The organism is Micromonospora halophytica, assembly GCF_900090245.1.
Lineage (GTDB): Bacteria > Actinomycetota > Actinomycetes > Mycobacteriales > Micromonosporaceae > Micromonospora > Micromonospora halophytica.
Genome location: NZ_FMDN01000011.1, coordinates 145012 through 163751, shown reverse-complemented (window position 1 = coordinate 163751; position 18740 = coordinate 145012). Strand labels below are relative to the sequence as shown.

Genomic DNA, 18740 nt, shown 5'->3' with positions numbered 1-18740 from the left:
ATCGTGACGGCGCCGGCCGCCCCGGTGACCGCACCCTCGACGCCATGACGAAGCGGAACCAGGCCGTCGGCGCGTACGGCGAACGGTGCGCCCTGCGCCACCTCATCGGGGCGGGGCTGCGTCCGGTGGCCCGCAACTGGCGCTGCCCGGACGGCGAGATCGACATCATCGCCTGGGACGGCGAGACACTCGCCTTCTGCGAGGTGAAAACCCGGCGCAGCGGCGACTACGGCACCCCGGCGGAGGCGGTCGTCCCGCGCAAGGCCCGGCGGTTGCGCGGACTCGCCGCCCGCTGGCTGGCCGAGACCGGGGTCGCCGCCGACGAGGTGCGCTTCGACGTGCTGGCGGTCCGGCTGCCCGCCGCCGGCCCCGCGCTGGTCGAGCACGTCAAGGGCGCGTTCTGATGGCCCGGCCGGCGATCCGCCGGGCGACGGGCCGTCGCGCGGGCGGAGTGGCGGGGCGGGGCGCGGGCCGGCCCCTGTCCGGGGTGGCCCGGTGAGCTACGCCAAGGTGCTCTGCGTCGGGCTGGTCGGCGTCACCGGCCACCTCGTCGAGGTGGAGGCCGACCTGGCGCCCGGCCTGCCGGCGGTGGCCATCTCCGGGCTGCCCGACACCGCCCTGCACGAGGCACGGGACCGGGTCCGCGCGGCGATCGTCAACTCCGGGCAGCGCTGGCCCAACCGGCGGATCACCCTCAACCTGCTGCCCGCGACCATGCCCAAGTACGGTTCGGCGTTCGACCTGGCCATCGCGACCGCCGTGCTCGGCGGCTCCGGGGAGCTTCCCCTCGCCCCGCTGGACGGCGTGGTGATCCTCGGCGAGTTGGGCCTGGACGGCGCCGTCCGGCCGGTACGCGGGGTGCTGCCGATGGTCGCGGCGGCGGCGCGGGCCGGGCGGGACCGGGTCGTCGTCCCGGTGGGCAACGCCGCCGAGGCGGCGGTCATCCCCGGGATCCGGGTACGCGCCGTCGACACGCTGCACCGTCTCGTCGCGTACGTCCGCGACGGCAGCCCGCTGCTCGACCCGCCCACCGACCTGCCGTCGTCCGACCCGGGCGGGCCGGACCTCGCCGACGTGGCCGGGCAGGGGCTGGGCCGGCGGGCGCTGGAGGTGGCCGCCGCCGGCGGGCACCACCTGGCGTTGCTGGGGCCGCCCGGCGCGGGCAAGACCATGCTGGCCGAACGGTTGCCGTCGATCCTGCCGGAGCTGGACGACGACGCGGCGTTGGAGGTCACCGCGCTGCACTCGATCGCCGGGCTGCTCCCGCCGGGCGGGCGTCTGCTGCGCCGCCCGCCGTTCCAGGCCCCGCACCACACCGCAACGGTGCCGTCGCTGGTCGGTGGCGGGTCGGGGCTGGCCCGGCCGGGAGCGGTGTCGCTGGCCCACCGGGGGGTGCTCTTCCTCGACGAGGCGCCCGAGTTCAGCAAGGGCGCGCTCGAGGCGCTGCGCCAACCCCTGGAGCACGGCCGCATCCAACTCGCCCGCAGCGGGGGCGGGACGGAGTATCCGGCCCGGACCCAGCTGGTGCTGGCAGCCAACCCGTGTCCGTGCGCCAAGCCCTCCGGTGACGCGTACTGCGAGTGCAGCCCGCTGGCCCGGCGACGCTACCTGAGCCGGCTCTCCGGGCCGCTGCTCGACCGGATCGACGTGCAGGTGAAGCTGCTGCCGGTCCGGGCGGCGGAGCTGATGGAGGCGGCCCGGGCCGGCGAGTCGTCGGCCGGCGTCGCGGCCCGGGTCGCCCTCGCCCGACGGGCGGCGGCCGACCGCTGGGCCCCGGTCGGCCGCAAGCTCAACGCCGAGATCCCCGGCCCGTACCTGCGCCGGCCGCCCTGGCGGCTACCGGTGCGGGACACCGCCGAGCTGCGCGGCCGGCTCGACTCCGGGTCGATCTCCGCCCGCGGCTTCGACCGGATCATCCGCCTGGCCTGGACGATCGCCGACCTGGACGGCCGGGACCGGCCGGGGCGCGAGGACGTGCTGGAGGCCATTCAACTGAGGACGGGGGAAGGGACATGAGCACCCGAGACGAGCGCCTGCTGGCCCGGGTGGCGCTGACCTGGCTCGCCGAACCGGGCACCTGGTCGGTGCACCGGCTGGTGCAGCAGCTCGGGCCGGTGGCCGCGCTGGACCTGCTGCTCGACGGCGGCGCGCCGGACAGGCGGCTGCGCGACGTGGTGGCCGCCCGTACCGGGGCGGAGGACGCGCGGGCGGTCGCCGTGGAGGCGCTGGCCCGTACCGAACGGGTGGGCGCCCGGCTCCTGACCCCGGAGGACGACGAGTGGCCGGTTCGGCTCGGTGATCTGAGTCGGCTGGTCCTCGCCGGGGCCAGCCGGCGGGTCGACCTGGAGACCGCCCCGCCGCTCTGCTTCTGGGTACGCGGCGGCTGGCCGCTCGGCGAGACGCTGGACCGCTCCGTCGCGGTGGTCGGCGCCCGGGCCGCCACCGGGTACGGCGTGCACGTCGCCACCGAGATCGGATACGGGCTGGCCGAGCGGGACTGGGCCGTGGTCTCCGGCGGCGCGTTCGGCATCGACGCGGCGGCGCACCGGGGCGCGTTGACCGCCGGCGGGGTGACCGTCGCCGTGCTCGCCTGCGGCGTCGACCGCCCCTATCCGATGGGCAACGCGGCGTTGTTCGACCGGATCGCCGACACCGGTCTGCTGGTGAGCGAGTGGATGCCCGGGGCCGATCCGCTCCGGCCCCGGTTCCTGATCCGCAACCGGGTCATCGCCGCCGCCACCCGGGGGGCGGTGCTGGTCGAGGCGGCGGCGCGCAGCGGCGCGACGCAGACGCTGAACCGGGCGATCGCGATGGGCCGCCCGGCCATGATCGTCCCGGGGCCGGTGACCTCGGCGATGTCGGTCGGCGCGCACGAGCTGCTACGCGAGCACTCGGCGGCACGGCTGGTGACCGGGGTGGCGCACGTGCTGGAGGAGGTGGGCCGGATCGGCTTCGACCTGGCGCCGCCGGCACGCGGGCCGGACCGCCCGACCGACCTGCTCGACGACGAGGCCACGCTGGTGCTGGAGTCGTTGCCCCGGCGGGGAGTGCTCGGCGTCGACGCCCTCGCCGCCCGGGCCGGGGTGGACCTGCGTACGGCGATGCGCAAGCTCACCCTGCTCGAGGAGCTGGCGATGGTGATCCGCCGGGACGGCGGGTACGCCCTGGCGCCGCCCGCGAAGCCGGCCACTCCGGCGCCGGAAGCGCAGGGATGACCGGCTCAGTCCCCCTCGAAACGGATCTCCAGGTCGCGCTCGTGTGCGCACCGCCGGACCAGCGTCACCACCCGGCCCAGCTGGGCGGTCTCCGCCGGGGTGCGGGCCACCTCGGCCAGGCGGTCCAGTTCGGCGAGCAGGTCGGACGCCCGTTCCGCGCCGACCACCAGTTCACCGAGCGGGTCGATCCGGTCCAGGGTGGGGGTGCGTCCACCGCCCCGGCCCCGCTTCACCAGGTCGAGCAGGAGGTCGTCGGGGTCGGCCACCATCTGCGCCGCCACCGGGGACGGCCGGCGGCCCGAGCCGCGCACCAACCGGTAGAGGACGACGTCCAGGCCCATGAGAGTCCCCCTCCTCCCGTCGACGGCCCGCCCGGCGCGTCGATACGCCGGCACGATCGCCGTCCCTGCCCCCAGTCTCCCCGCCCGCGCCGGCCCCGGCCAGGGCCAGGGCCGATCCCGTACGACAGGACGCCGTGGCGCGCCGGGATCGGTGTCCTGCCGGCCGGGCCGGACGCGCCTAGGCTGAGCGGATGCGAGGCGGGAGTCAGACGCCGGGGCACGGCCCGACGGCCGGTCCACCGAGGTCGCGGGGTGGGCGATGACGGGCGGCGGGCGGGACACCCGTGCCCGGCACGCGGCGCTGCCCCCGGCGATGCGGGAGGCGGTGGACGACTTCGCCGACCATCTGGCCCGGGTACGCAACCGCTCCACGCACACCGTGCGGGCGTACGCCGCCGACGTCGTCTCGCTCCTCGACCACGCCGCACGGGCGGGGTACGCCGAGCCTGCCGGGGTGGACCTGACGGTGGTGCGGAGCTGGCTGGCGAAGCAGCGCACGATGGGCGCGGCCCGGACGTCGCTGGCCCGCCGGGCGGCGGCGGCCCGCAGCTTCAGCGCCTGGGCGCACCGCAGTGGGGTGCTCGCCACGGACGTGGCCGCCGCGCTGGCCAGTCCCCGGGCGCACCGGGAGCTGCCCACCGTGCTCCGCGCCGACCAGGCCGCCGCCCTGGTCGAGGCCCCGGCCAGGCCGGTCGGGGTGCCTGCCAGACCGGTCGACGCGTCAACCGGGCCCGTCGAAGCGTCTGCTCGACCGGTGGAGGCGCCGCCGCCGGTCGAGGCGTCGGCGGTCGAGGCGTCGGCTCGACCGGTGGCGGGGTCGAGGACGTCGACGCCGCCCTCCGCGGACGGCCTTGACGAGGCGGTGCGGCTACGCGACCGGGTCCTGCTCGAACTGCTCTACGGCACCGGGGTACGGGTCAGCGAGGCGTGCGGGCTGGACGTCGCCGACATCGACCACGGCCGGCGGGTGGTGCGGGTCCTCGGCAAGGGCGGCCGGGAACGGTCCGTGCCGTACGGGGTGCCGGCGCAGCGGGCGATCGACGACTGGCTGCGCTCCGGCCGGCCCGCCCTGGCCGGGCCGGGTTCCGGGGATGCGCTGCTGCTCGGCGCGAAGGGCGGGCGGCTGAACCCGACGACGGCGCGCCGCGTCGTCCGCGGGTACGCCGACGACCTCGGGTTGCCCCGGGTCAGCCCGCACGGGCTGCGCCACTCGGCGGCGACCCACCTGCTGGAGGGCGGAGCGGACCTGCGGGCCGTGCAGGAGTTGCTCGGGCACTCGTCGCTGGGCAGCACCCAGATCTACACCCACGTCTCGGTGGAGCGGCTACGGGCGGCGTACCGCCAGGCCCACCCCCGCGCCTGATCCGCCCGTGAACACCCGGGCCCCCGGGGCAGTGGACGAGCCGGGCGAACCGATGAGGGTTGATCCGTCGGCGGATACGATCACGGGGTGACCGTCGCCCGGCCGCCCGAGCCGATCCCCGGGGCCCGACTGCTCTTCTCGCTCGACCCGGCGGTCAGCCACCTCAACCACGGCTCGTTCGGCGCGGTGCCGGTGAACGTGCAGCGGACCCAGCAGCGGCTGCGCGACGAGATGGAGGCCAACCCGCTGCGCTTCTTCACGCAGGGGCTGGTCGACCGGATGACACACACCCGGCGACACCTGGCCGCCTTCCTCGACGCCGACCCGGACGGCACCGCGCTGGTCGGCAACGCCACCACCGGCGTGGCGGTGGTGCTCCAGTCGATCGGCCTGCGCCCAGGCGACGAGGTGCTCACCACCGACCACGGGTACGGCGCGGTCGACCTCTCCATCGCCCGCGAGTGCCGCCGGACGGGCGCGGTCACCCGGGCGTTGCGGGTGCCGCTGGCCGCCACCGACGAGGAGATCGTGCAGATCGTCCGGGACGGGTTGCGGCCCGGCCGGACCCGGCTGCTCGTGGTCGACCAGCTCACCTCGCCCACCGCGCGGCTCTTCCCGGTCGCGGCCATCGTCGGCGTGGCCCGGGAGCGGGGCGTGCCGGTGCTGGTGGACGGGGCGCACGCACCCGGAATGCTCCCGGTCGACGTGACCGCCGTCGGCGCCGACTTCTGGGTGGGCAACCTGCACAAGTGGGGGTACGCGCCCCGGGGCACCGCCGTGCTGGTGGTCGCGCCGCCGTGGCGGGAGCGGATCGAGCCGCTGGTGGTCTCCTGGGAGCAGGACGCCGGCTTCCCCGGCAACGTGGAGTGGCAGGCCACCCTCGACTACACGAGCTGGCTGAGTGCGCCGACCGGCCTGTTCACCCTGCGCGGTCTCGGGCTGGACCGGGTACGCGCACACAACGCCGGGCTGGCCGCATACGGGCAGCGGGTGCTCGGGGAGGCGCTCGGGGTCGCGCCGGCCGACCTGCCGGACCCGGGCGGGCCGACGGTCGCCATGCGGCTCGTCCCCCTGCCACCGGGCGTCGCCACCACCCTCGACGCCGCCCGCGCCCTGCGGGCCCGGATCGCCGAACGGCTCGCCGCAGAGGTGTCGGTGGCCGGCTGGAACGGTCGTGGGTGGCTCCGGCTCTGCGGTCAGGTCTACAACTCCCCCGCCGAGTACGAGCGGCTGGCCGCCCGGCTACCCGCGCTGCTCGCCCGGGGCTGATCGGCGCGCTCGCCACGGTGCCCGCACCGGCAGACCGACCCCCAGCGCCGGTGACCGGTGCCGGTCCACGGGTCCGGGGTGACCGCGAGGGGGACGACGAGGCCACCGGCGCCAGGGCCACCGGACGACGGGGTGACCGCGAGCGGGGCGGGCGCGACAAGGCCACCGGCACCGGCACCACCGGACGACGGCACGGTGGCGTGGCCGTGCGTGACCGGCAGCGCAGCGGCATGGCCGTCCGCGACCGGCAGCGCAGCGGCATGGCCGTCCGCGACCGGCAGCAGCCGGACCGGGCCGAGCCCCAGCAGCGCCAGCGGGTCGAGGTATTCCGGTCCGCGGCGCAGCCCCCAGTGCAGGCAGCCCGCCGTCTCGCAGGCCGGATGCCCGGCCAGCAGGACGCCCAGCGGCGTGCCGGCCGGGACCGGGTCGCCGGGGCGTACGTCGGGGTGTACCGGCTCGTAGGTGGTGCGCAGGCCTGCCGCGTGCCCCACGGTGACCACCGGGCGGCCGGCGACCATTCCGGCGAAGAGCACCGTGCCGGGACCGGCGGCGCGCACGGTGGCCCCGGGAGCGGCGGCCAGGTCCACCCCACGGTGGCCCGGCAGCCACGGCTGCGGTGGCGGGTCGAAGCGCCGCACCGGGCGGGGTGTGCCGTCGAGCGGCCACCGGAACTGCGGGCGGAGTCCGTCGCGCCCCGGTGACCCGGCCGTGGCCGCCGCCCCGGGCACCCCGGCCGCCGCCCCGGGCAACGTGACCGCCGCCCCCGTGGCGACAACCGTTGCGGCCCCGGGTGTCACCGCCCCGGCGGCCTGCGCCACCGTCCGGGTCGTCGGGACGGGCGCTCTCCCGCCCGCGACGGCCGGACCGCCAAGAGTCCCGAGGACCAGCAGGGCCCCCCACGCCGTCGCCCGCCGCAGTTGTTGTCGCATGCCGTCAGCATGCCGGCGGTCAGGGGGTCCCGACACGGACAGGCCGTCCGCTGTGGACGACGGTCCCGGCTGTGGAAAACCCCCGGACGGGCCGTCGACCTGCTATGGGCGCCGGGTGATGATCATCGGAGGCGGGCCGGGGTGCCGGTGACGGACTAGGCTGGGCGCGGGTGTCGAGGGGCAGGACCGGGAGGCCGTCATGACCACGGTGGGCGAGGTGAGCCGACCCTCGCGGGTGGCCGACCCGGACGAGGCGATCAGCGCCGAGGAGCTCCAGCTCGCGGCGCGCAACCACGGCATCCCGCTGGAGGCGCTGCGCTACGACGTGACCCCGGCCGGCCTGCACTACCTGCTCATCCACTACGACATCCCGGACGTCGACCCGGCGACGCACACGCTGACCGTGGACGGCGCCGTCGCGCGTCCGCTCGCTCTCGACCTGGCGGCGCTGCGGGAGCGTCCGAGGGTGACCCACCGGGTGACGCTGGAGTGCGCGGGCAACGGGCGGGCGCTGCTGCACCCGCGTCCGGTGAGCCAGCCCTGGCTGGTGGAGGCGGTCGGCAACGCGGAGTGGACGGGCACCCCGCTGGCGCCGTTGCTGCGCGAGGCCGGCGTCGCCCCGGAGGCGGTGGACGTGGTCTTCACCGGCGCGGACCACGGCGTCGAGCGCGGTGTCGAGCAGGACTACCAGCGCGCCCTGCCGGTCGCCGACGCGTTGCGCGAGGAGGTGCTGCTGGCGTACGAGATGAACGGCGCTCCCCTGCTGCCGCAGCACGGCGCGCCGCTGCGGCTGATCGTGCCCGGCTGGTACGGCATGGCGCACGTCAAGTGGCTGCGCGGCATCACCGTGTCGACCGAGGAGTTCACCGGCTACCAGAACGCGGTGGCCTACCGGCTACGCCGGGACGCCGACGACCCGGGCGAGCCGGTGACCCGGATCGAGCCCCGGGCGCTGGTCCGCCCGCCGGGTTTCCCGGACTTCATGTCGCGTACCCGGATGCTGCGGCCAGGGCCGTGCACCGTGGACGGTCGGGCCTGGTCCGGGCACGCACCGGTCATGTCGGTGGAGGTGACCACCGACGGCGGGGCGAACTGGGCACCGGCCATGCTGGACGCCGCGGGCGGCGACTGGTCGTGGCGGCGCTGGCGGTTCGAGTGGTCACCCGAGCCGGGCCGGTACGTCCTGGGGGCGCGGGCGACCGACGCGTCAGGGCGGACCCAGCCGGTCGAGCAGCCGTGGAACCGGGGCGGCTTCGCCAACAACCTGGTGCAGCGGGTGGAGGTCGTGGTCGTCGCGGAGTGACCCGACCGGCTCTCGTCCGGCGACCGGCGGGTGGGGGACGCCGGCGGGACGGGTGGGGCCTGGGTCAGCCGCCGAAGCCGGAGTCGGCGGGGAGGGAGATGTCGGGCTTCTCCAACTCCTCGACGTTGACGTCCTTGAACGTCATCACCCGAACATTCTTGACGAACCGGGCGGGGCGGTACATGTCCCACACCCAGGCGTCGTGCATCTCGACCTCGAAGTAGACCTCGCCGTCGGAGTTGCGCACATGCAGGTCCACCTGGTTGGCGAGGTAGAAACGGCGCTCCGTCTCCACCACGTAGGAGAACTGGCGGACAATGTCGCGGTACTCCCGGTAGAGCTGCAGCTCCATCTCGGTCTCGTACTTCTCGAGATCTTCCGCGCTCATCGCACTCCGCCTTCCATGACCACATCTTCCCCCACCGGCGCGAGAGGCCGAGGCTGCTCGCCCAACGCCACGCCGACGGTACCCCCTGACGCACCCGCGCGCTCCATCGGCTCGGGTGCGGGCCGGCCGACCGGCCGCCGGGCGCGGGGTGGGGCCCCGTCACGGCCGGACACCGCGGCCACGTTGACGTACGAGAAGCGGTGCTCGACGCACGGACCGAGCCCGCGCAGCGCCTCGGTGTGCTCCGCCGTGATGTACCCCTTGTGCTCGGCGAAGCCGTAGCCCGGGTACCGCCCGTCCAGCTCCACCATGATCCGGTCCCGGGTGACCTTGGCGAGCACGCTGGCCGCCGCCACGCACGCGGCCACCCGGTCGCCCTTCCACACCGCGAGCCCCGGCACGTCCAGGCCGTCCACTCCGAAGCCGTCGGTCAGCACGTACTCCGGGCGGGTGGCCAGCGACGCGAGCGCCCGGCGCATGGCGGCCAGGTTGCACACGTGCAGGCCCCGCGCGTCGACCTCCTCGGCCGGGATGACCACCACCGCGTACGCCAGCGCCCGGGCGACGACCTCGGCGTACACCCGCTCCCGGCTCGCCGCGGTGAGCAGCTTGGAGTCGGCCAGCCCCTCGATCTCGCCCCGCCGCCCCTCGGGCAGGATCGCGGCGGCGGCGACCAGCGGGCCCGCGCACGCGCCCCGGCCGGCCTCGTCGGCCCCGGCCACGTACCGGAAGCCCCGCCGTTGCAGGGCCCGCTCCAGCGCGTAGAGCCCGCCGTCGCGGCGTACCACGGTGCGCGGCGGCGTCAGCACGGCGCACCTCCACCCGGACCGCAGGTGCCGGCGGACGGCGTCACGGCGAGGGCCCGGGACAGCAGCACGGGCAGGTCCGCCGGATAGTACCGCTCGTCGGTGGTGGCCAGTTCGTCCCGCGTCCACCACCGGTGCCCGGAGACGCTGGCCCGCTCGATCGCGTCGAAGCCCGCCGTGTCCACCTCCCAGGACGCCACCCGGACCAGGAAGAACTCCTGCTCCTGGCGGTACCAGACCCCGTCGAAGGGGAACTCGACCGTCTCCGACCGGACCGGGTCGCCCAGCTCGGCCGGGCCGAGGCGCAGCCCGGTCTCCTCGGCCAGCTCGCGAGCCGCCCCCTCGGCCGGGGTCTCCCCCTCCTCGAGCCCGCCGCCGGGGGTGAACCAGTACCGGTGGTCGGGGCGGGCCGGGTCCCGGCCGCTGAACAGCAGCGCCCGGCCGCCCGCGTCGACGAGCAGCACCCGGGCCGCACGGCGAGGGGTGTAGACGGTCACGGCCCCAGCCTGCCAGACACCGGGGACCGTCGGCCACGCCCGGGGCCGCCTCGTGACCGCTACGGGTTGGGGATCGCCTCGAACGGCTTCGGGACGCTGAGCCAGGTGGCCCGGCTCACCGGCCAGAACACCGTGAAAGCGCGGCCGACCACCTGGTCCTCCGGGATGGTGGCCTCGGTGATGTCCTGGCCGGACTGCTGCCAGTGCTCCAGCGAGTCGCCGGAGGCGGAGCGGTGGTCGCCCATCACCCAGAGCCGACCCTGCGGGACGGTGACGTCGAACTCCTGGTCGGCGGGCTTGTCCTGCTCACCGTCGACGGAGTAGATGTACGGCTCGTCGAGCTGCTTGCCGTTGATCACCAGCTTGCCGGCGTCGCAGCAGACGACGTGGTCGCCGCCGACACCGATGACCCGCTTGATGAAGTCCTCGCCGTCGGGGTTGCCGCTCCACGCGGTCGGCGCCTTGAAGACCACCACCTCGCCGCGCTCGGGTGAGCGGAAGTCGTAGACCAGCTTGTTGACCAGCACCCGATCGTCGATCTGGAGGGTGTTCTCCATCGACGGTGAGGGGATGAAGAAGGTCTGCAGCACGAAGGCGCGGACCAGCACCGCCACCAGGATCGCGACACCCAGCAGGATGGGCAGCTCCTTCCAGAAGGAGCTGCGGGGCTTGTCGGTCTGCTCGTCAATCACGGGTGGAGCCTACGTCGCCGGGCACCGAGAGATCGTCCGGAACGCGCGAGAACAGACATCAGCCCGGCCATCGGGAGGACGAGGGCGACACCGCCCACCGGGGTCGGCTCGACCGGTGCCGGCGGCTCGACCGGTGCCGGCGCCGGACCGGAGATCGCGTCGAAGGTCGCCGGCACCGGTAGCGACGTCCACCGTTGCGACGGCCAGACCACCATGAACGCCCGACCCACCACGTTGTCGATCGGCACCGGGCCCTGGCAGCGGGCGTCCTGGGAGACCAGCCGGTGATCGCCCATCACGAAGATCTGGCCCGGCGGGACCACGACCTCCTCGAAGCGCCGCGACCGGCACTCGCGCGGGTTGGGCGGCACGTCCAGCGGCGAGTCGCGGATCACGTACGGCTCGTCGAGCGGGATGCCGTTGACCAGCACCCGCCCCTGGTCGTCGCAGCACTTCACCCGGTCACCCGGGACGCCGATGACCCGTTTGATGAAGTCCTTCTCGCCGGGGCGGCTCACCCCGACCAGATCGCCCAGGGTACGGCCGATCCTGCCGGCGAAGTCCGGCGGCGGGCCGGGCGTCTCCTGCGCCACCCACCGGTCGGTGCCGCGGAACACGACCACCTCGCCGCGCACCGGGTCGCGGACGTCGTAGACGACCTTGTTGACCAGCACCCGGTCGCCGATGAGGAGGGTGTCCTCCATCGAGCCGGACGGGATGAAGAAGGCCTGGAGCAGGAAGGTGCGGATCAGCACGGCGAGACAGAACGCCACGACCAGCAGCAGTGGCAGCTCCTGCCAGAGCGGCATCTGCCGGCGGGTGCGCCGGGTACGGCGACGCCAGGGATCGACTGTGCCCTCTGAGTCAAGCACCCGCACCACGCCACTCCCCGGTCCGCAGAAACGACACTACCGCCCGGGAGCCTCGTCGAGGCCCCACGGGCGGTAGTGGATATTCGCATGCCGTGACCACCGTCGCGGCGTCGCTGCCCTCCTGCGCCCGTACGACCAGGGTAGTGCGATCTGGTCGATACGACATGTGCGCAGTTCAGGCGCGGCGGGCGGAAGTCAGCTCGCCGGCTGCTTCTCGCGCAGCTCCTTGATCTTGGCCTTCTTGCCGCGCAGCTCGCGCAGGTAGTAGAGCTTGGCGCGACGGACGTCACCGCGGGTCACGATCTCGATCCGGTCGATGCCCGGGCCGTTGAGCGGGTAGGTCCGCTCCACACCCACACCGAAGCTGACCTTGCGGACCGAGAAGGTCTCGCGCAGACCGTCACCCTGGCGGCGGATGACGACGCCCTGGAAGATCTGGACACGGGACCGGTTGCCCTCGACGACCCGCGCGTGCACCTTCACGGTGTCACCGGCACGGAAGTCGGGAAGGTCGGTCCGCTTCGACTGGGCGTCAAGGGCGTCCAGGATGTTCATCGCTGCGTCCTCGTGAGGCTCACGGCGCACCGTCACTCGGTGCGCGGATGGGTGATTCTGACCCCCGGATGGTGGCCGGCGACGCCGACCCCGGTCGAGGGCCCTCGCAGCCACCCACGGCGTGAGCGGATGCGGCAACCCCACTACTTTGCCACATCCCCCGGCGGCAGCTGAAATCCGGCCCGGCCCAGCGTCGCGACGTCCCGTTTGTCCAGGCTGTCCGGGGGCAGGGCGGCGATCATGTCGGGCCGCCGGTCCGCCGTCCGGGTCAGCGCCTCGTCCCGCCGCCACCGGGCGATCCGGCCGTGGTCGCCGGAGCGGAGCACCTCCGGCACCTCCAGCCCGCGCCAGGTCGCCGGCTTGGTGTACATCGGCGCTTCCAGCAGCCCGTGGGCGTGCGACTCCTCGTCCAGCGAGCCGGCGTTGCCGAGCACCCCGGGCAGCAGCCGGGTGACCGCCTCCAGGATCACCAGCACCGCCACCTCGCCGCCGAAGAGCACGTAGTCGCCGAGGGACACCTCGGTGACCCGCATCCGGGTCGCGGCGTGGTCGAGCACCCGCTGGTCGATGCCCTCGTACCGGCCGCAGGCGAAGAGCAGGTGCGACTCGGCGGCCAGTTCGTGGGCCATCGCCTGGGTGAACGGGACGCCGGCCGGGGAGGGCACCAGCAGCCGGGGCAGCGTGTGCCCGTCCGGGCTGAGCTCGTCCGGAGCCAGGGCGTCCAGGGCCTCGCCCCAGGGCTCCGGCCGCATCACCATGCCGGGCCCGCCGCCGTAGGGCGTGTCATCGACCGTGCGGTGCACGTCGCGGGTCCAGGTCCGCAGATCGTGTACGGCCAGCCGGAGCGTCCCGTTCGCCCGGGCCTTGCCGATCAGCGACAGGTCCAGCGGCGCGAAGTACTCAGGGAAGATCGACACGACGTCGACGCGCATCTCGGTGGCTCCAGCTACAGGTCGAGCAGGCCGCCGGGCAGGTCCACGACGACGCGACCGCCGGCGAGATCCACCTCGGGCACGATCGCCTTGACGAACGGGATGAGCGCGGTCCGCCCCTCGGAGCGCCGCAGGACCAGCAGGTCGGAGGCCGGAGCATGGTCGATCCGGGCCACCTCGCCCAACCGCTCCCCGTCCCGGGTGACCACGGCGAGACCGACCAACTGGTGGTCGTTCCACTCCTCCGGGTCCTCCGGCGGGGCGACGTCGGCGCTGTCCACCCCGAGCAGGGTGCCGCGCAGCACCTCGGCGACGTCGCGGTCGTGCACGCCCTCGAAGGCGACCAGCATCCGCCCCTGGTGGAAGCGGGCGAACTCGATCACCAGCTCCGCCGGGACCTGGAACTGCTCACCCGGACCGGGCGCCGGGGCGGCGGGGGTGGCCCCGGGCACGGTGCGCAGCACCGTGCCCGGGGCGAACCGCGCTTCGGGCTCGTCGGTCCGCACCTCCACGGTGACCTCACCGCGGATGCCGTGCGGTTTGCCGACCCTGCCGACGATGAGCAGCATCAGTACGAGTCGACGATGTCGACGCGTACCCCGCGTCCACCGATGGAACCGATCACCTGGCGCAGCGCCTTGGCGGTCCGGCCGGACCGCCCGATCACGGTGCCGAGGTCCTCGGGGTGCACGCGGACTTCCAGCCGCTTGCCCCGACGGGAGTCGACCATGCGGACGCGCACGTCGTCCGGGTGGTCGACGATGCCCTTGACCAGGTGCTCCAGCGCGGGACGCAGTGCCACGTCAGGCCTGCTCACCGGCGTCGGCAGTAGCGGCCGGGGCCTCAGCCGGAGCCTCGGTCTTCGGAGCCTCGGTCTTGGCGGCCTTCTTGGCCGGCTTGGCCGCCGGGGCCTCGGCCAGACCGGCGGCAGCCTTCGCCTCGGCCTCGTACGCCGCCTTGCGGTCGGCCCGCTCCGGGGCGACCTTCAGCGGCGGCGGGGCCGGCAGGCCCTTGTACTTCTGCCAGTCACCGGTCAGCTCCAGCAGACGCTGCACGGCCTCGCTCGGCTGCGCGCCGACGGAGAGCCAGTACTGGACCCGGTCCGACTTGACCTCGATCACCGAAGGGTCTTCCTTCGGGTGGTACACGCCGACGAACTCGATCGCCCGACCGTCACGCTTGGTACGCGAGTCGGCGATGACGATGCGGTACTGCGGGTTGCGGATCTTACCCATCCGCAGGAGCCGGATCTTTACGGCCACAGTTGTTTCGCTCCTGTTGCGATCTCACCGGCCCGGACGGGCGGTGTGCACGGGTGAGCGCCGACCGGCACAGTGGGGTTTGGGCCGGAGACTGCTCGGTGGACTGGCGACGCGCCCGGGTTAGAGGGCGCCGGACGCGCGCCGGATACCAGCGCCCCATTCTGCCAGATCCGTCGCCGATCACTCACACCGGACCCGGACATCACGCCCGGGTCCGGTACCGCCGTGACGGGGAACACCCCTCAGCGCACCGGCGGCCGGTCCCAGCCGGGCGGCAGTCCGTCCGGTACGTCCCAGTCCCCCGGCGGGGTGAAGTCGCACCAGGTGCCGTCGAACGGGAAGGCGCCCGCCTCGGCGATCCGGATCACCCGCTCCCCCTCGGCGCGGACCGCCTTCTCGTCGGTCACCCAGTAGTGCTCGGGGAAGGCCAGCCGCTCGACGAACTCGTCCTCGTCCTTCCACTCCCAGCTCAGGTCCGGACGGACCACCACGTCGAGGTCCTGGTCGACCATGTCCACCCCGGCGACGACGCCGTCGTCCCAGCGCACGCCGGGCTCCTCCAGGTTGACGTACCAGTTCTGGAACCGGCCCGCGGCGTCCCGGAACCACCAGACCGAGTGGGCGGCTCCGGTGGGGAGGAACTTCAGCAGCGGCGGGCCGTTCCACCGGCCCCGCGCCAGCCGGTAGGACGAGGTGATCCACTCGGCGAAGGGCACCGCCCGCATGCCGAGGCCCGCCTGGGTGACCTCGTGCGCCACCGGGGCGTCCCGGGCGACCCAGAGCAGCAGGCCACGCTCGTCGTCACTGACCACCCGGCCCGGCCGGACCCAGCCGATCCGGCCGCGCCGCACGTTCCGGTGCATGATCAGCCGGCCCGGCGCGAACCGGTCGGCGGGAACGTCCGACCGCACCTCAGTAGGCGCGGGCCAGGATGGCGACCAGGTCCGGCTCGTCCTCAGAGTCCGGCACCGAGCCGTCGGCGCGCAGCAGACAGCGCACGGTCACGCCCTGCCCGTTCGCCTCGGCCTCGCCGGCCACACCGACCGCCGACCACGGCACCCGGGCCCAGCCGGTGGCCGCCGCCTCGATCGCCTCGGTGAGCGTGGCGACCTCGACGGTGCGCGACTCGCGGTGGGCCAGGGCCTGGTCGTGCAGCGCCTTCTGGTCGGCCTCCAGGGCGGCGAGGACGGCGCCGACCACGTCCGCCACCGGGGTGGGGGCCTTCGAGCCGTCCGTACGCCGGACCACCACCGCGTTGCCGGCGGCCAGGTCGCGCGGGCCGACCTCGACGCGTACCGGATGGCCACGCAGCTCGGCGTCGACGGCCCGGCGGCCGAACGGGGTGTCGGTGCGGTCGTCGAGCGCGACCCGGACGCCGGCGTCGCGCAGCGCGTCACGCAGCTTGACCGCCGCCTCTCCGACGCCCTCGCCGGCCTTGACCACCATCACGTACGCCTGCACCGGCGCCAGCTTCGGCGGCACCCGCAGGCCGTTGTCGTCGCCGTGGGCCATGATCAGGCCGCCGAGCATCCGGGTGGAGGTGCCCCAGGACGTCGTCCAGGCGTGCTCCCGGCCGCCCTCGGCGGAGGAGTAGCTGATGTCGAACGCCTTGGCGAAGTTCTGCCCCAGCTCGTGGCTGGTGCCGAGCTGGAGCGCCTTGCCGTCACCCATCATGCCTTCGCAGGTGTAGGTGGCGGTCGCGCCGGCGAAGCGCTCCCGGGCGGTCTTCAGGCCGACCACCACCGGGATGCCCAGCACGTTGACCATCAGGTCCTCGTACGCCTCGTGCAGGATCCGCCGCGCGTAGGCGCGGGCGTCCTCGCGGGTGGCGTGCGCGGTGTGCCCCTCCTGCCAGAGGAACTCGCTGGTGCGCAGGAAGATCCGGGGGCGCAGCTCCCAGCGGACCACGTTGGCCCACTGGTTGAGCAGCAGCGGCAGGTCCCGGTACGAGTCGATCCACTTGGCCATGAACTCGCCGATGACGGTCTCGCTGGTGGGGCGCACCACCACCGGCTCGGCGAGCTGCTTGCCACCGCCGTGGGTGACGACGGCCAGCTCCGGCGAGAAGCCCTCGACGTGCTCGGCCTCACGCTTGAGGTAGCTCTCGGGGATGAAGAGCGGGAAGTACGCGTTCTCCGCGCCGGCCGCCTTGATCCGGGCGTCCATCTCGGCCTGCATCCGTTCCCAGATGGCGTAGCCGGCCGGTCGGATCACCATGGTCCCCCGGACCGGGCCGTTGTCGGCGAGCTTCGCCTTCGCGATGAGGTCCTGGTACCAGCGGGGGAAGTCCTCCGCACGGGGAGTGAGCACGCGTGCCATGACCGCACATCCTATGCGCCGCGCGGGCCGCCGCTGCGCCGGGGAGTCGGCACCCGCCGTGTCGGGCCGGTCGACCGTAGACTTGGACCACCATGGGTGAGCTGAGGGACTCCGCGCGGCAGCGGTTGCGCGACGCGATCGTGGACGCCGCCCGCGCCCGGACCGTCGCCGTCGGCTGGGACGCGGTCCGGATGGGTGGCGTGGCCACCGCCGCCGGGGTGAGCCGGCAGACCGTCTACAACGAGTTCGGCAGCAAGGCGGGGCTGGCCGAGGCGCTGGCCCGGCGCGAGGTGGACCGGTTCGTCGCCGAGGTGCGCGGGGCGCTCGACGCGCACGGCGACGACGTGCGGGCCGGCGCCTACGCGGCGATCCGGCACACCCTGGCTTCGGCCGCGGACAACCCGCTGGTCAAGGCGATCCTCACCAGCGCCCGGGGCGGCTCGGACGAGCTGCTGCCCTACCTGACCACCCGCGCCGAGCTGGTGCTCACCGAGTCGTCGGACGCGCTGCTGGAGTGGGCGGGCAAGCACCTGCCCGACGCCGACCAGGCGGCGCTGGCGTTCGCCGCCGACACCGTCGTACGTCTGGTGGTCAGCCACATCGTGCTGCCGAAGGCGCCGGTCGAGGCGACCGCCGAGGCCCTCGCCGACCTGACCGTTCACCTCTTCCTCTCCGCCGCCCGCCCCACTTCCTGACCACGCCCCGCGCCCCGCGCCCGCGCCGCGCGCGAAGATCGTGCTCGATCCAGGAAGTAGTGGCCTCACCCGCGCTCGGACACCACTGAATCCAGGATTCAGCGTGATCTTGGCGCGCGGCGCGGGACGCGCGGCGGAGCACGGGGCGGCGGGGGTGCGGCGGGGGGTCAGCGCAGGAGGCGGCCGCGTAGGACGATCCGGGACGGGGTACGGACGACGCGCAGGTCGGTGCGCGGGTCCTCGGGGTAGACGGTGAGGTCGGCGAGGCCGCCCTCGACCAGGCCGGGGAAGCCGAGCCACGCGCGTCCCCGCCACGACGCGGCGGCCAGCACGTCCACCGCGGGCATGCCGGCCTGCTCGTGCAGGAGCAGCATCTCCTCGGCGGCGAGGCCGTGGTCGATGCCGCCGCCCGCGTCGGTGCCCACGTAGATCGGCACCCCCGCCTCGTACGCGGCCCGGACCACCTCGGGGAAGCGGTCGCGCAGGGCGATCATGTGGTCGGCGTACCCGGGGAACTTGGCACGGGCCTGGTCGGCGATACCACCGAAGGTCCGAATGTTGATCATCGTGGGGACCAGCGCGGTGCCCTGCCGGGCCATCAGGTCGATCAGGTCGAGGCTCAGCCCGGTGCCGTGCTCGACCGAGTCCACCCCGGCACGCACCATGATCTCCACGGCCGACTCGCTGAAGGTGTGCACCGCGGCCCGGGCCCCGGCGGCGTGCGCGGCGGCGACGGCCGCGGTCATGGTGTCGGCGTCCCAGGCCGGGGCGAGGTCGCCGACGCCGCGGTCGATCCAGTCGCCGACCAGCTTGACCCAGCCGTTGCCGGCCGCGGCCTGCGCGGCGACCGTGGCCGCGACCTCCGCCGCGCCGACCTCCACGCCGATGTCGCGCAGGTAGCGCCTGGGCGGGGCGACGTGCCGGCCGGCGCGGGCCAGTCGCGGCAGGTCCGGCTCGTCGTCGAGTTCGGGGTACGGGTACGGCGAGCCGGCGTCGCGGATGGCGAGCACCCCGGCGTCCCGGTCGGTGCGGGCCAGCTCGCGGGCCTGGTCGAGGGAGGTCACCGGCGCGCCGCCACGGGCGATGCCGATGTGGCAGTGCGCGTCGATCAGGCCGGGCAGCACGAAGCCGCCGTCGGAGACGGTCTCCGCACCGGGCACCGGTTCGAAGGTGACCCGGTCGCCGACCAGCCAGAGATCCCGGACCTCGTCGTCCGGCAGGAGCACACCGCGCACATGCAGAGCCATGTGCACAGTCCTACCGGATGGACGGGTGGCGCGCGTGACCCACTACCGGAAACGA

21 protein-coding genes and 1 pseudogene are annotated in these 18740 nt (G+C 74.5%); 7 read left to right on the top strand and 15 right to left on the bottom strand.

Features of this window, described 5'->3' with window-relative positions; genetic code table 11:
• The first annotated feature begins 44 nt into the window (after nt 1–44).
• The 3 genes from GA0070560_RS16950 to GA0070560_RS16940 all read left to right on the top strand — a co-directional run bounded on the left by GA0070560_RS16950 (nt 45) and on the right by GA0070560_RS16940 (nt 3215).
• Nucleotides 45–404: a YraN family protein gene (locus tag GA0070560_RS16950; protein WP_091298261.1), complete on the top strand. Its 360-nt coding sequence runs from the start codon at nt 45–47 to the stop codon at nt 402–404.
• Between the two features lie 91 nt (nt 405–495).
• Entirely contained in the window at nt 496–2016 is a 1521-nt protein-coding gene (locus GA0070560_RS16945) for a YifB family Mg chelatase-like AAA ATPase (protein WP_091298145.1), read from the top strand.
• Nucleotides 2013–3215: a DNA-processing protein DprA gene (locus tag GA0070560_RS16940; RefSeq protein ID WP_091298142.1), complete on the top strand. Its 1203-nt coding sequence runs from the start codon at nt 2013–2015 to the stop codon at nt 3213–3215. The genes GA0070560_RS16945 and GA0070560_RS16940 overlap by 4 nt, the downstream gene beginning before the upstream one ends.
• A 5-nt stretch (nt 3216–3220) precedes the next feature.
• Here GA0070560_RS16940 and GA0070560_RS16935 read toward each other — a convergent pair whose 3' ends face one another.
• Complete coding sequence (locus GA0070560_RS16935; RefSeq protein WP_091298138.1) at nt 3221–3556, bottom strand: hypothetical protein; 336 nt, start codon at nt 3554–3556, stop codon at nt 3221–3223.
• A 259-nt stretch (nt 3557–3815) separates the two neighbouring features.
• On the opposite strand from GA0070560_RS16935, the gene GA0070560_RS16930 reads away from it, so the two are divergent.
• Nucleotides 3816–4919, top strand: a complete 1104-nt coding sequence (locus tag GA0070560_RS16930) for a tyrosine recombinase XerC (protein ID WP_091298135.1) — start codon at nt 3816–3818, stop codon at nt 4917–4919.
• Between the two features lie 87 nt (nt 4920–5006).
• Entirely contained in the window at nt 5007–6188 is a 1182-nt protein-coding gene (locus GA0070560_RS16925) for an aminotransferase class V-fold PLP-dependent enzyme (protein ID WP_091298131.1), read from the top strand.
• A gap of 272 nt (nt 6189–6460) precedes the next feature.
• On the opposite strand, the pseudogene GA0070560_RS16920 reads toward GA0070560_RS16925, so the two are convergent.
• Nucleotides 6461–7117: pseudogene (locus tag GA0070560_RS16920) on the bottom strand (murein hydrolase activator EnvC family protein); the annotation flags it as partial.
• Between the two features lie 199 nt (nt 7118–7316).
• Between GA0070560_RS16920 and GA0070560_RS16915 the strand changes: the two are divergent.
• The gene (locus GA0070560_RS16915; RefSeq protein WP_091298127.1) at nt 7317–8420 is read left to right on the top strand and encodes a sulfite oxidase; all 1104 of its coding nucleotides are present in this window, start codon (nt 7317–7319) and stop codon (nt 8418–8420) included.
• A 64-nt stretch (nt 8421–8484) separates the two neighbouring features.
• Here GA0070560_RS16915 and GA0070560_RS16910 read toward each other — a convergent pair whose 3' ends face one another.
• The 12 genes from GA0070560_RS16910 to proS form a co-directional block, all read right to left on the bottom strand.
• Complete coding sequence (locus GA0070560_RS16910; RefSeq protein WP_007075222.1) at nt 8485–8808, bottom strand: DUF2469 domain-containing protein; 324 nt, start codon at nt 8806–8808, stop codon at nt 8485–8487.
• A complete protein-coding gene (locus GA0070560_RS16905) occupies nt 8805–9617 on the bottom strand; it encodes a ribonuclease HII (RefSeq protein ID WP_091298123.1) in 813 nt (270 codons plus the stop codon). Before GA0070560_RS16905 ends, GA0070560_RS16910 begins: the two co-directional genes overlap by 4 nt.
• Nucleotides 9611–10111, bottom strand: coding sequence for an NUDIX hydrolase (locus GA0070560_RS16900; protein ID WP_091298119.1), 501 nt, complete (start codon nt 10109–10111; stop codon nt 9611–9613). Before GA0070560_RS16900 ends, GA0070560_RS16905 begins: the two co-directional genes overlap by 7 nt.
• A gap of 59 nt (nt 10112–10170) precedes the next feature.
• Nucleotides 10171–10803, bottom strand: coding sequence for a signal peptidase I (gene lepB / locus GA0070560_RS16895; protein WP_091298115.1), 633 nt, complete (start codon nt 10801–10803; stop codon nt 10171–10173).
• Nucleotides 10800–11684 (bottom strand): signal peptidase I, encoded by an 885-nt coding sequence (lepB, locus tag GA0070560_RS16890; RefSeq protein WP_139131504.1) that lies wholly within the window; start codon nt 11682–11684, stop codon nt 10800–10802. The genes lepB (GA0070560_RS16895) and lepB (GA0070560_RS16890) overlap by 4 nt, the downstream gene beginning before the upstream one ends.
• 186 nt (nt 11685–11870) lie before the next feature.
• Nucleotides 11871–12230, bottom strand: coding sequence for a 50S ribosomal protein L19 (gene rplS / locus GA0070560_RS16885; protein ID WP_091298111.1), 360 nt, complete (start codon nt 12228–12230; stop codon nt 11871–11873).
• A 143-nt stretch (nt 12231–12373) separates the two neighbouring features.
• Entirely contained in the window at nt 12374–13162 is a 789-nt protein-coding gene (gene trmD, locus GA0070560_RS16880; protein WP_091298108.1) for a tRNA (guanosine(37)-N1)-methyltransferase TrmD, read from the bottom strand.
• Nucleotides 13163–13176: 14 nt separating this feature from the next.
• Nucleotides 13177–13728, bottom strand: coding sequence for a ribosome maturation factor RimM (gene rimM / locus GA0070560_RS16875; protein ID WP_170839443.1), 552 nt, complete (start codon nt 13726–13728; stop codon nt 13177–13179).
• Nucleotides 13729–13730: 2 nt separating this feature from the next.
• Complete coding sequence (locus GA0070560_RS16870) at nt 13731–13991, bottom strand: RNA-binding protein (protein ID WP_088970263.1); 261 nt, start codon at nt 13989–13991, stop codon at nt 13731–13733.
• Complete coding sequence (gene rpsP / locus GA0070560_RS16865) at nt 13966–14424, bottom strand: 30S ribosomal protein S16 (protein WP_091298101.1); 459 nt, start codon at nt 14422–14424, stop codon at nt 13966–13968. Before rpsP ends, GA0070560_RS16870 begins: the two co-directional genes overlap by 26 nt.
• A gap of 242 nt (nt 14425–14666) precedes the next feature.
• The gene (locus GA0070560_RS16860; RefSeq protein WP_091298257.1) at nt 14667–15287 is read right to left on the bottom strand and encodes a ribonuclease FAU-1 family protein; all 621 of its coding nucleotides are present in this window, start codon (nt 15285–15287) and stop codon (nt 14667–14669) included.
• Nucleotides 15288–15336: 49 nt separating this feature from the next.
• The gene (gene proS / locus GA0070560_RS16855; protein ID WP_091298098.1) at nt 15337–16743 is read right to left on the bottom strand and encodes a proline--tRNA ligase; all 1407 of its coding nucleotides are present in this window, start codon (nt 16741–16743) and stop codon (nt 15337–15339) included.
• Nucleotides 16744–16835: 92 nt separating this feature from the next.
• On the opposite strand from proS, the gene GA0070560_RS16850 reads away from it, so the two are divergent.
• On the top strand, nt 16836–17438 hold the full coding sequence (locus GA0070560_RS16850; RefSeq protein ID WP_091298095.1) for a TetR/AcrR family transcriptional regulator: 603 nt from the start codon (nt 16836–16838) through the stop codon (nt 17436–17438).
• 167 nt (nt 17439–17605) lie between these two features.
• Here the strand turns inward: GA0070560_RS16850 and GA0070560_RS16845 are convergent, their stop codons facing one another.
• Nucleotides 17606–18685, bottom strand: coding sequence for an amidohydrolase family protein (locus GA0070560_RS16845; protein WP_091298091.1), 1080 nt, complete (start codon nt 18683–18685; stop codon nt 17606–17608).
• Nucleotides 18686–18740: the final 55 nt, after the last annotated feature.

Coding starts and splice junctions, on each gene's coding strand:
- GA0070560_RS16915 (WP_091298127.1), top strand. CDS start 7,317: ATGACCACGGTGGGCGAGGTGAGCCGACCCTCGCGGGTGGCCGACCCG.
- GA0070560_RS16950 (WP_091298261.1), top strand. CDS start 45: ATGACGAAGCGGAACCAGGCCGTCGGCGCGTACGGCGAACGGTGCGCC.
- GA0070560_RS16940 (WP_091298142.1), top strand. CDS start 2,013: ATGAGCACCCGAGACGAGCGCCTGCTGGCCCGGGTGGCGCTGACCTGG.
- GA0070560_RS16935 (WP_091298138.1), bottom strand. CDS start 3,556: ATGGGCCTGGACGTCGTCCTCTACCGGTTGGTGCGCGGCTCGGGCCGC.
- proS (WP_091298098.1), bottom strand. CDS start 16,743: ATGGCACGCGTGCTCACTCCCCGTGCGGAGGACTTCCCCCGCTGGTAC.
- GA0070560_RS16930 (WP_091298135.1), top strand. CDS start 3,816: ATGACGGGCGGCGGGCGGGACACCCGTGCCCGGCACGCGGCGCTGCCC.
- trmD (WP_091298108.1), bottom strand. CDS start 13,162: ATGCGCGTCGACGTCGTGTCGATCTTCCCTGAGTACTTCGCGCCGCTG.
- GA0070560_RS16845 (WP_091298091.1), bottom strand. CDS start 18,685: ATGGCTCTGCATGTGCGCGGTGTGCTCCTGCCGGACGACGAGGTCCGG.
- GA0070560_RS16850 (WP_091298095.1), top strand. CDS start 16,836: ATGGGTGAGCTGAGGGACTCCGCGCGGCAGCGGTTGCGCGACGCGATC.
- GA0070560_RS16910 (WP_007075222.1), bottom strand. CDS start 8,808: ATGAGCGCGGAAGATCTCGAGAAGTACGAGACCGAGATGGAGCTGCAG.
- rplS (WP_091298111.1), bottom strand. CDS start 12,230: ATGAACATCCTGGACGCCCTTGACGCCCAGTCGAAGCGGACCGACCTT.
- GA0070560_RS16860 (WP_091298257.1), bottom strand. CDS start 15,287: ATGCACCGGAACGTGCGGCGCGGCCGGATCGGCTGGGTCCGGCCGGGC.